Source organism: Actinotignum stranguriae (genome assembly GCF_051265215.1).
In the GTDB taxonomy this organism is placed as follows: Bacteria; Actinomycetota; Actinomycetes; order Actinomycetales; family Actinomycetaceae; genus Actinotignum; species Actinotignum schaalii_C.
The window spans coordinates 1-11,305 of the sequence record NZ_JBOZCJ010000036.1; the positions used below are offsets into that span (position 1 = coordinate 1).

Genomic DNA, 11,305 nt, shown 5'->3' on the forward strand with positions numbered 1-11,305 from the left:
CTCAATAAGGCTGACTTTTCGTTGCTATGGCAGGGCAAACCCCGGATATAAGACCCACCATTTGTCTATTAGCCCGAAAAATGAGTTGCCCATGGCGGGCTGTCCTCAGTTCACAACAGGGTGCACATCCAGGCACCATTGTGGCCCGATTTCTGCTCTGGGCTTGCACTACGCGAGCCCCGTCTCCGGAATTTACACTTTGTGACCGCTGCTTACACCAGCGTGGCATCGGCACCCGGTGATCACGAACAGAGTGGTACTGGAGCTACGGTCAAAGCACGGTTTCCTGTCGTGCAGTACCACTCTGTGCAGTCCGATGTTCTCTAGTACCACTTTGGCGCCACGTCGTGGGGCTGGAGGCCGGCCCTACCCAACCCGATCCAGCATCCGTCTCGCTAAGTACGCTCCCGCCCGGGCCCACCGAGCCGGCACCAAGCCAACCCTGAGATACAAAGTGGGCATAACAGCACCGTTTTCATCGGGGTTTGGGTTCCTTACGCCCACTGTGCAGGTCCGCCTGTCCAGAATGCCCACTTCGAGGAAGTGAGCGACCAGGCCGGCTAACGGAATGTACGTGGGTGACAGTTTTTCCCTGTTTTATTGTCAGTGACGTACAATCTGCGCACCCAACGGTCCAAAATGCACGTTGTGCAGCCTCGGCGCTTGAGAACGACTCACTCCACCTGCGCCGCGCCGGGGAGGCGGAGTGTTTTCTGGGGTGTACTTCGCATGTACGACAAATGCACTACAGCTCTGAAAACATATAGTGCCCCGCTGGGACTGCGGTGGCTCGCCGCAGATGAGCGCCGGGCTTCCCCGGCGGCCGATGCCAGAGTTATCGCCGCCCGGCGCGCAGCGAACCGTAGAAAGCGGCCAGCCCCACCGCGAGCACCGCGATAATCCCCAGAATGCCGTAGTGGGCCGCGGCATCCCCACTCACCCCGGCCAGCGAACCGAAGCTCATAATCGCAGCCGAATAAAGCGCCGGGGTGAGGAAAGAAACCGCGCGGCCGGTGGTGGCATAGAGGCCAAAAAGCTCGCCGCTATTCTCCCGGCCGGCGCGGCGCGCCAGGTAGGTACGCGAAGAGCTCTGGACCGGCCCCACGAAAATGCACAGTAGGGAGCCGAAGACCCAGAAGAGGGTTTTTCCGGCGTCGTGCATAAAGAACAACACACAGCCGCACGCGATCATAAGGGTGAGCGACATCAAAATAACGCGGCGCGCGCCGATAATATCTTCCAACCACCCGAAAGCAATGGTCGCAACCCCCGCGATCACATTCGCCGCGATGCCGAAAATCATGACTTCTCCGGGCGTGAAACCGAAAACGCGGGCCGCGAGCACCCCGCCGAAAGCGAAGACGCCAGCCAGACCGTCGCGGTAAATCGCGGAAGAAATCAGGAACCAGAACGTGGAGCGATCAGCGTGCCACAGCCGCGCAATAGAGCGGAAAATAGCCCGGTAGGCGGCGATAACGCCGCGGGATTGTTCCCCGCGCGGAGCTTCGTCACGGGAGAGCACCATAAGTGGGGCGGAAAAAATCAGCGTCCACAGCGCACAGGCGATCATACACACGCGAATGTTCATACCGTTCGCGCTCGTCACCCCGAACCAGCCGGTATCCGGGCTGATGAAGCCAATAAAGAGGATGAGGAGGAGCACGATACCGCCCACGTATCCCATGCCCCAGCCGAAACCGGAGATGCGGCCCAGGGTTGCCGGTGTGGAAATATCGGTGACCATCGCGTTGTAGACCACCGAACCGATCTCGAAAACAATATTGCCCACAGCCAGCAGCACTACCCCGAGCCACAGGTAGGAAGGCGAGGGTGCCACAAAGAACAGCAGCGCCATGCACGCAATGGTGACGAGGGTGGTGAGGGTAAGGAGGGAATTTTTCTTTCCCGACCGGTCCGCCCATTGCCCCACCGCAGGGGCGATAAGTGCCACGAGCAGCCCGGCGAGCGCCAAGCCCCAGCCGATCAAGGCATTGGCCTGGGACCCGAAGAATTTTTCGTTGGACAGATACGGGGTGAAAACGAAGGTCGTGACGACGGCGTTAAAAGCTGCCGAACCCCAGTCCCACAGCGCCCACGGGAAAACCCGGCGGTTGAAAAGAACGGAACGCGCGGAAGTGTTATGCATGGCTTCATCGTAGGCGAGGAGGGTAACGAGGCGTTGAACGGCACTCGCGGGGAAGTAGTACGGGGATAGGTACGACGGCGCAGCTTCGGCCACAGGCAGTAGCACGGCCCGGGTACACCAGCAGAGGAAGGGCGCTGCCTGGCCGGCAGGGAGCGGGTAAACTGGCTACGTGAGCTTCAAGATCTATGATTCGTCAGCCCGTGCCGTCCGGGATTTCGTTCCCCTGGAACCCGGGAAGGTCAGTGTGTACCTGTGCGGCGCTACGGTGCAGGGGTCCCCGCATATCGGGCATATTCGCTCCGCTCTGGCCTTCGATGTGCTGGTGCGGTGGCTGCGCCGCTGCGGCAATGAGGTGCGCCTGGTGCGCAATGTCACCGATATTGACGATAAGATCCTCGATAAATCCGCGCAGGCCGGTGCTCCGTGGTGGGCGTGGGCCTACCGTTTCGAAAAGGAATTCAGCGCCGCCTACCGTACTCTCGGCGTGCTGGATCCCACGTATGAGCCTCGCGCTACCGGGCACGTCCCGCAGATGATCACGCTTATCCAGGAGATTATCGACGCCGGCCATGCTTATGTGGGCAAACCCGGCAATGTGTATTTTGATGTCGCGTCCCTACCGGATTACGGTTCCCTCACCCGCCAAAAGCTTGAAAATATGGTGGTGGATGAGGACGGCGGGGAAAGCGATAAGCGCAATCCGCATGATTTCGCGCTGTGGAAGGCACCCAAGCCGGGTGAGCCGGAAAGCGCGGCCTGGGATACTCCCTGGGGGCGCGGGCGCCCGGGCTGGCATCTGGAGTGCACCGCCATGTCCACCCACTACCTGGGTAAAGAATTTGATATTCACGGTGGCGGGATCGATTTGCGTTTCCCGCACCACGAAAATGAGCAGGCGCAGGCGCATGCGGCGGGGCGGAATTTCGCGCGGTACTGGATGCATAACGCCTGGGTGACCATTAATGGCGAAAAAATAAGTAAGTCCCTGGGGAATGTCGTCTCGTTGGAGGATGTTACCGCGCAGGTATCCCCGGCGGTGGTGCGTTTCGCGCTGGGAACGGTCCACTACCGCTCCACCGTGGACTACACGCCGCAAAACCTGGCGGAAGCCGGGGCGGTGTGGGAGCGCCTGGCCGGATTCGTGGAACGGTCGGTTGCCGCCACTGAAGAAGTACCGGCGGAAGAAATCGCGGCCGTGGGTCCGGCGGATCTACCCGAAGCATTCGTGCGGGCCCTCGATGATGACCTCAATGTTTCGAGTGGGCTGGCCGTGATCCATGAGGAGGTGCGCCGCGGGAACGCCGCGCTCGCGGAACGAGACAGCGCCGGGGTGCGCGCCGCCCAGGTGCGGGTGCGGGCCATGCTCGATGTGCTCGGGCTGGATCCCCTGGCTGCACCCTGGCGTAATTCCAGTGGTACTGATAAAGCGACCGCGCGGGCGCTGGGCGCCGTCGTTGATACCATGCTGGCGGAACGCGCGGCCGCGCGCGCCGCGAAAGACTGGGCCCGGGCCGATGCGCTCCGCGATACTTTGCACGCGGCCGGCATTGCGGTGGAAGATTCGGTGGACGGTGCCCACTGGCACCTAGAAAACGCGCAAGAACCCGCAACCGGCACGGAAAATTCCGCCACCAACGTAGAAGAATCCGCCACCGGCGCGGAAGAAAAGTAGGAGAAATATGGGAGACGGACGCACCCGGCGCCCCAAGGGCAAGAAGCGCGCCACGGTCGGCTCGGGCGGGAATAACCGCCGGCGCCTGGAAGGCAAGGGCCCCACCCCGAAAGCGGAGGAAAGGGTCTACCACAAGGCCTATAAAGAAAAGCAGGTGCGCGATGCCCGCAAAGCGCAAGCCGAAGCGCGCGAGCGTTACAGCTTTAAGCTGCGCCGTGACTTGCATACCGCGGCCGGCCACGAACTGATTTGCGGGCGGAATCCGGTACGTGAAGCGGTGCGGGCCGGCGTGCCTCTGACCAGGGTCTTTATGCAGACTTCCGCGGTGGGTGACGAGCGCCTGGCCGAGCTGGTGGCGCAGGCAACCGCGCTGGGTGCGCCGCTCGTGGAAGTTTCCCACGGCGAGCTCGACCGGATGACGGAGAACGCCGTGCACCAGGGCGTGGCCATTGAAGTGCCGCCCTACGAGTACGCGGATGCAATTGAAGAGGCACGCGCGGCTCTGGAGCGCCACGAAGCGGGCGGGCCACTGCCGCTTTTCGTGGCCCTTGATTCGGTGACCGACCCGCATAATCTGGGGGCGGTGCTGCGCAGCGCGGCGGCTTTCAACGCGGATGCGGTCATCGTGCCGGAGCGCCGCGCGGCCGGCGTGAATGCCACGGTGTGGAAGGTGTCGGCCGGGGCGGTGTCGATTGTACCGACGGCGCGGGTAACGAACCTGGCATCCACGCTCGACGAACTGAAGAAAATGGGATATTTCGTGGTCGGTTTGGACGGCGGCGGCTCCACCACGGTGGAGAACCTCAGCCTGGCAGATACTCCGCTGGTGCTGGTGACCGGCTCGGAAGGGCGCGGGCTGGCGCGGCTCATTCGTGATAAATGCGATGCGATTGCCTCAATCCCGATCGCTGCGCGCATGGAGTCGCTCAACGCCGCGGTCGCCACGGGAATTTCGCTCTACCAGGTTGATCGGATCCGGGCACGGATGAACGGAGGGGACAATGTATCAGTGGAGGCCGGTTCGCGGTGAGGTGCAGCGGCTCGACCAGAGCCTGACTAGCCCCGCCCAACTTGAAGATTTCTTCGCGCGCGAAGGCGTGGTGGTTCGTGGGGATCACGACGGCGATATTTTCCGTTTTGAGATTGCGGTGACCGGCAAGCGGCGCCGCGTGGCCACGATCCGGAGTGTCCTGGAGGCGGTCGAGGCGGAAGGTGACACCGCGGATCCCGGCGCTTCCGGTGCTGCGGGTGCGCCCGGCGTTCCTACGTCCGGTGCGCAGTCTGGAACGCGGTCTGGAGCGGATGAGGCAGACGCGGAGGGCGCAGAGCATCCCGGGAACGAGCGTTCCGGAACGGGTGCGGATATTGGGAACACACAGGAGGAACCCGGTATCGTTCCCGGCCTCAACCTCGTGGATTTCGCCCAAAAAATGGATCACGAACTGCGCAAAATCCACATTGAAGTGGATGGTTACGTGGTGTACCCGAATATTGATTTGGGTGAAGTGGATGTCACGGAAGCTGATCTCGCGTACGCGGACGCGCATTTTCATAACGACGCCGCCGCCGCTCCCGCGGCGGATCCGGCAGCAAGCGAAGTTGGCGGGGATGCGCCGGTCTCTGATTCCCCGCTGCTGCCCGGTGACGAAGGAAAAATACCGACCATGCACAACGGGCCTATGGTGGCGATTTCGGATGTGCCTTTTGCGCGGGTGCCGGGTCTGGCGGCGCGGATCAAAAAACCGGTGGCTGTTTTCGAGCATGGGAACGCCAATGTTATGGTGGCCGATGTGCCCCTGGCCCGCGACGCAGAGATCGGGCGGCGGCCCGAATTCGTGATCGTGCTCTCCACTGCCGGGGCGGCGCCGAGCTGGCGCAACCCGGTCTTGGTCATCCGGCAGAACTCCGGTATTACCTATTGGAAATGGCTCGATACTCTCCAGGACCTCCCGCACGTGGAAGCCGATAGCGCAGCTGCGGCTTTCTCCCGGGAAGAGCTGGGAGCGGGTGCGCGGGTGCGGCGTATCCTTGATGATTTCCCGGAGGTAGATGCCGGGGATCTGACCGAGGCACTGACCGCCCCGGTATCCGAAGCAGTGCCGCGTTTCCTCGAGGTGCTAGGCCTGCCGGCAGCTGTGGGCGAAGTATTACGCGGCGAGCGGGAAGCCGCGGATATTCCGGAGGCTACCGTTTTCACGCCGCAGGCTTTCCCGGAGCGCATGAAAGCATCCCTGGCGTATGAGGTATCCGGCTACGGTTCCGCCCCGGCTGGGATGTGGAAAGTATATCGGCGTCTCTACCTGGATCATCCACGGCTGTTGGAGATTATTTCTTCCGCTCAGGCCGGCCTGGGCTTGGCGATGGTTATCGCCGGAGCGCGGCGCTGGAATAAACGCGGGTATCGCGCGCTGACCATTGCGGGCGGGGCCCTGGGCGCTAATGCCCTGGTGCGCATTCTTACCACCCAATGGCTTAACGCTGCCCTGGAGGCCGAAGGCCTCAACCCGGGTGCTGCCACACAACCATTCGCACCGGCCGAGGAGGATACCCATGAGTGAGAACACCCAGGTAGAAGGCTTCCTCGAAGCTTTTTGGGCCCGTGCGGTCACCCGCGGGAAAATCAACCCGCTCGAGGTCATCACGGGTGGCGAATCGATTTCCGCTTTCCGGCCCCCGGCATTTAGTTTCGGCCTCAGCTCCGAAGAAGCCACCGAGATTGCCGAACTCATTGTGGCGGGGAGGAAAACTGCGACGTCAAGCTGGGCGGATAGTTACCGCGCCGAAGATGTGCCGCTTCCCGAAAAAGGCGATTTAGCGATCGTGCTGGATGGGGCGGAACGCCCGCGTGCCCTTATCCGCACCGATAGCGTGGAGGTCATGCCCTTCGCGGAGGTGGACACAGATATCGCGCGGGCCGAAGGTGAAGGGGACGGCAGTTTGGAAAGCTGGCGGGCTACCCACGCGGAGTTTTTCCGAGCGGAAGCGGCAGCTGCCGGGCTGAAATTTAATCCGGCAGGCGATGTAGTGGTCGAACGCTTTACCGTGCTGTACTCAGACCGCGATGATCACCTCGGGCCGGGCGCGGTGGCTGGAAAGTAGCCGGTTGCACGCAGCTAGGCTAGCGCCAAGCACAAGCTGGCCGGGAACTGTGGGTGGCTAAAGCTGGCCGCCTACTTCCGTGCCTCGCTGACCGGTACGCAACTGTCCGGGGAAGTGAGTTGTCCGTCGGTAAGCTGGGCAGCGGCATCTTCCGGGCTGCGCAGCGCATCGAATTTCTCCCCCAGGATCACCGTGACCGTTTGGCCTGTGGTGTCATTAGAAAATCCCACCACCGAATCGGGAATGTACGTGGCTAAGGTGTAGGCAGCAGCCAGCCCATCGGGTCCGGCCTGCACAATAGCACCGTATTTATCCACACCGGCTGGCCAGTTCGCCGTCGTTCCTACGGTGACCCCCATTTCCGCGAGGTTATGCGCAACTTCCGCTGCGAGTCCGCTCGAGGATGTGGAGTTATACACATTAGCGTTAATTTTCGAGAGCTCCAGCGGCGCGGTGGGGGCGCTCAGGCAGGGAATGGTGACTTCATCGGGATCCGGATCGGCGGCGAATTCCTTATTGATCGGGGAAGGAAGAATGCCGAGCCAGATGAGCAGGCAGAGGGCAAAAACAATCGCGAGCGCCCCGGACACGATGCTGAACACCACGGTCTGGCGCTGCTGGATCTTACGACGGTAGGCCTCGCGGGGCCCAAGATGCTGCTGGGTCACGGTTTAACGCTAGTTCACCAGACCTAAAAAAGCAGCTGCGCGCGCTGGGAGATAGCCCGCATTGCCGTGCTCGTGAGTGTGTTTGTGCAGGTGCTGGCACGGTAGCTAGCGGCCTAGGTGCGTGGGCTGCTCGTGTGTATGCTCATGCAGGCATTGTGACACATCCCATCTCCCCTCGTTTACGTAGTGTTTACCTAGTTTTTGAGCGGTAGCGGCGTCGTCGCCCCTGTGAAGCGAGTCGCGCGGGACTTGCAGCGACCGCAAAAAGCCATACACTAATTCAGGTTCAAACGAGTGTGGGCGGGCCGGTCGCCACGCGGTACCCCGGTCGCCACTGCGAGATTGCGAACCCATTCCTTCTGATGTGCGGGTAAGCCCGCGCGAAGAGCAACGAGGAGAGCATTCATGGCACAAGTATGGAAACTTCACGGCGACGGTGTGCGCATCGCGCCGGGTGAGGTGGTTCAACCGGACGAACGGCTGGGGTGGCCAGCCACAATCGGCATTGGAATGCAGCACGTTGTTGCAATGTTTGGCGCAACGTTCCTCGTTCCCCTATTAACGGGTTTCGATCCTTCGACGACATTGTTCTTCACGGGATGCGGAACCCTTCTTTTTATCCTTATTACCGCCGGAAAATTGCCCAGTTACCTGGGCTCTTCTTTTGCCCTCATTGCGCCCATCGGTGCGGTGACCGGCTACACCCAGGGCGGCGGTCCCATTGATTCGCACGGGATGGCGCTCGCCCAGGGTGGCATTATTTCGACAGGTGCGGCCCTGTTGGTAGTCGGCCTCATCGTCATGGTCTTCGGTGCGGGGTGGATCGATAAGCTCATGCCCCCGGTGGTGACCGGCACGATCGTGGCACTCATCGGCTTCAACCTGGCTCCCGCTGCCTGGAATAACGTCAAGGCCGCGCCGGTGACCGCGGTGGTGACCATCGTGGCGGTGCTCGCGGTCACGGTTCTCTTCAAGGGCATTATCGGGCGTCTTTCCATCCTCATCGGCGTCATTATCGGTTATGTATGCGCCTGCATCCGCGGCGAAGTGGACTTCAGCGCTATTGGCGATGCCAGCTGGGTGGGTGTCCCCACTTTCCACGCCCCGGCTTTCGATGTGTCCACCCTCGGGTTGTTCGTCCCGGTGGTGCTGGTGCTGATCGCGGAGAACGTGGGTCACGTGAAGTCGGTGTCCGCGATGACCGGCCGCAATCTGGACGGGGTAACCGGCCGGGCGCTGTTCGCTGATGGCCTGTCGACCGTTTTCGCCGGCGCGGGCGGGGGCTCGGGTACCACGACGTACGCGGAAAACATCGGAGTGATGGCTGCGACTCGCGTCTACTCCACCGCGGCCTACATTGTGGCGGCGGTGAGCGCCTTGCTGCTGTCCATGTTCCCGAAGTTCGGCGTGGTTGTTGCGACGATTCCTCCCGGGGTGCTGGGTGGCGCGGCCACAATCCTCTACGGCATGATCGGGATGCTTGGGGTGCGTATCTGGGTGCAGAACCGCGTGGACTTCTCCGATCCGGTCAATCTCAATACCGCCGCGGTGGCGATGGTGGTTGCGATTGCGAACTACACCTGGGCGGTGGGGGATATGGTCTTCGAAGGAATCGCGCTCGGTTCCTTCGGTGCCATTATTATCTACCACTGCATGCGCGCGGTTTCGCGCCTGCGCGGTACGTCCCTCGAACCGGCGACGCCGGCCTCGGCCCCCGCGGGTGCGGAGCTTGCGGAAGGTCACCTGGAACGGTCCTGGGATGTTCAGCCCGATGGGAAGCTGGCGCGCACGCCGGCGAGCCAGCGGGTGCAGAGCGCACCGGAGCTTGCAGAGCTCGTGGAAATCGCGGGGCATGCTGAAGGTGCGACGCGCGCGGGCGGTGCCGCAGGTGCGGATAACGTGAGCGGCGCGGACGTTTCGCGCGATGCTTCGCGCGGTGCGGAGGGCACGCACGCTAGCAACTAGCGGCATCTTCTGGTACGACGGCGCAGCTAGGCGGCCCGGACTCGCGCGAATGGCGTGGCGATTCGGGGCGGGGCCGGACGGGAATTCGGCTGAGACCGGACCGAGAGTGGACCGCAACCTGGCTGGAACTTGGCCGGGCTTGACCGGAAATCGGTCGAGAACTGCGCCGGCCTCAAAAAATAAATGGATGCACGCGGGGCGGGAAGCCGAAGAAGCTTCCCGCCCCGCGGCGGTTATTCCGTGACAGTTGGCCTGAGGGTAAAGCAGAAACCGGTATTTTCCACGTTGAGCAGCTCGAAGGTATTGGCGACGACGGTCTTCATGATTAGCTGGAGTTACGGTGGCCATGCTCATTCATAAGGTGGACCATGTTGTGAGAATCAATTTACCCCGCAGGCAGCATGTGCCTACGGGGTAAATCGGAAGAATCTCTAGATTTTCCAGCTATTACCGCAGCTTTGGCAAATGGCCATTTTGCCGTTCTTTGTTTTCGTGTGGATGGTTCCTTCAGATTTCTTCCAAAAAAGGTTCGATGTACCGAATGTCATCATCCCAGTGACTTTCCGTGCCGAGTTGTTAAGACGGCCAAGCCCGCCGAGTCCTTTACGGGCGGAGTGCTGACCGCTTTCTACGAATTGCACGGAAATATTGTTGCTACCGCATCCGGAGCACTGCAGTGGTGCTGATATAACTTCCCTCGTCTATGGTTGTATAAATAAAGCGGCATGAAGTTTTGCGTTACTTCATCGATGAAGCGCCCATCAAAGCGCCGCGATACATATCTTACCGTCCATAGCCATCGAAGGTGTGGGCCGTCGAGCTGGGTACCTATGTTCATATATGAGAGGTGAGGGGGCAAGTCGTACTACGCTGGAAGTGCTGTAATCTCAAGATGCCCAGTAGTCACACGTGTCCCGTCGGGGTGCTAGGTGTTCTCAGACCTGTACTGCACTTGTCGTACGTGCGCGGTACATCTCGGGAAAACCCCTTGTTCCTCGGGCGTCCGGGAGGCTTGGGGTGTTTAGCTCCTTGACATGTTATTGTTTAGCGGCTAAATTCATGGGTGTGAAGGCGAGAGAAATCAACAAACGCATTGAGCGAGTGGGAGGCGAATGCGTCCGGCAAGAAGGTTCACATCGCCGCTACAAACTCACGCGCGACGGACAGACCGTTTTCGCAACTGTCCCACAACATGGGAGCCACGACATTCGCATCGGAACCCTGAAAACCATCGAAAAACAACTCGCCCCAATACTTGGGAAAGGATGGCTCACAAAATGAAAACCTACCGCGTTACTGTAACCCGCGAGGAAACCGACTGGCTTGGTCAGTGTGTGGAATTTCCCGAAGCTGTAGACTTTGCCCCCACCCTCAAAAAACTGTGCAAAGGAATGATGGATGCAATCGTTCTCGCTGCAGATTTACCCAGCGGAGCTAAATTCAATATCCAGCTAGAAGCTGGTGAAGGTTTAAGCCCGGAGATTCAGGTGGCGTTCGCAATCGCTAAGAGGAGGCTCGAGCTCCAAGTTGAACAGGCCCGTCTGCGGGAAGCAACCTTGCATTCCATCCATGTTTTGCGGGAGGAAGGGTACTCTACGCGGGAAATCGCGTCGGCTCTCGGTATTACTGCGGGACGTGTCAGCCAGCTTGCCGCGTAACTTTGGGGGTACTGCTTTGTAGGGCTAATAGACAAATGGTGGGTCTTATATCCGGGGTTTGCCCTGCCATAGCAACGAAAAGTCAGCCTTATTGAGC

General features: G+C 60.8%; 9 protein-coding genes. 7 read left to right on the forward strand and 2 right to left on the reverse strand.

Annotation, left to right across the window (positions count from 1 at the left end):
• Positions 1–835: 835 nt before the first annotated feature.
• Positions 836–2,146 (reverse strand): MFS transporter, encoded by a 1,311-nt coding sequence (locus tag ACRQEG_RS09245; protein WP_320757727.1) that lies wholly within the window; start codon positions 2,144–2,146, stop codon positions 836–838.
• Between the two features lie 169 nt (positions 2,147–2,315).
• Here ACRQEG_RS09245 and cysS point away from each other — a divergent pair, with 169 nt between their 5' ends.
• The 4 genes from cysS to ACRQEG_RS09265 are packed head-to-tail and all read left to right on the forward strand — an operon-like array spanning position 2,316 to position 6,917.
• The gene (gene cysS / locus ACRQEG_RS09250; protein WP_320757726.1) at positions 2,316–3,818 is read left to right on the forward strand and encodes a cysteine--tRNA ligase; all 1,503 of its coding nucleotides are present in this window, start codon (positions 2,316–2,318) and stop codon (positions 3,816–3,818) included.
• Between the two features lie 7 nt (positions 3,819–3,825).
• A complete protein-coding gene (gene rlmB / locus ACRQEG_RS09255; protein WP_320757725.1) occupies positions 3,826–4,848 on the forward strand; it encodes a 23S rRNA (guanosine(2251)-2'-O)-methyltransferase RlmB in 1,023 nt (340 codons plus the stop codon).
• Positions 4,820–6,376, forward strand: coding sequence for a hypothetical protein (locus tag ACRQEG_RS09260; protein ID WP_320757724.1), 1,557 nt, complete (start codon positions 4,820–4,822; stop codon positions 6,374–6,376). Before rlmB ends, ACRQEG_RS09260 begins: the two co-directional genes overlap by 29 nt.
• The gene (locus tag ACRQEG_RS09265) at positions 6,369–6,917 is read left to right on the forward strand and encodes an ASCH domain-containing protein (protein WP_320757723.1); all 549 of its coding nucleotides are present in this window, start codon (positions 6,369–6,371) and stop codon (positions 6,915–6,917) included. The genes ACRQEG_RS09260 and ACRQEG_RS09265 overlap by 8 nt, the downstream gene beginning before the upstream one ends.
• A gap of 71 nt (positions 6,918–6,988) precedes the next feature.
• Here ACRQEG_RS09265 and ACRQEG_RS09270 read toward each other — a convergent pair whose 3' ends face one another.
• A complete protein-coding gene (locus ACRQEG_RS09270) occupies positions 6,989–7,585 on the reverse strand; it encodes a LytR C-terminal domain-containing protein (protein ID WP_320757722.1) in 597 nt (198 codons plus the stop codon).
• Between the two features lie 405 nt (positions 7,586–7,990).
• Here ACRQEG_RS09270 and ACRQEG_RS09275 point away from each other — a divergent pair, with 405 nt between their 5' ends.
• The 3 genes from ACRQEG_RS09275 (at position 7,991) to ACRQEG_RS09285 (ending at position 11,208) form a co-directional block, all read left to right on the forward strand.
• Complete coding sequence (locus ACRQEG_RS09275; protein ID WP_320757721.1) at positions 7,991–9,550, forward strand: uracil-xanthine permease family protein; 1,560 nt, start codon at positions 7,991–7,993, stop codon at positions 9,548–9,550.
• Between the two features lie 1,059 nt (positions 9,551–10,609).
• The gene (locus tag ACRQEG_RS09280; RefSeq protein ID WP_236624477.1) at positions 10,610–10,831 is read left to right on the forward strand and encodes a type II toxin-antitoxin system HicA family toxin; all 222 of its coding nucleotides are present in this window, start codon (positions 10,610–10,612) and stop codon (positions 10,829–10,831) included.
• Positions 10,828–11,208 (forward strand): hypothetical protein, encoded by a 381-nt coding sequence (locus tag ACRQEG_RS09285; RefSeq protein ID WP_026429023.1) that lies wholly within the window; start codon positions 10,828–10,830, stop codon positions 11,206–11,208. The genes ACRQEG_RS09280 and ACRQEG_RS09285 overlap by 4 nt, the downstream gene beginning before the upstream one ends.
• The last annotated feature ends 97 nt before the right edge of the window (positions 11,209–11,305 follow it).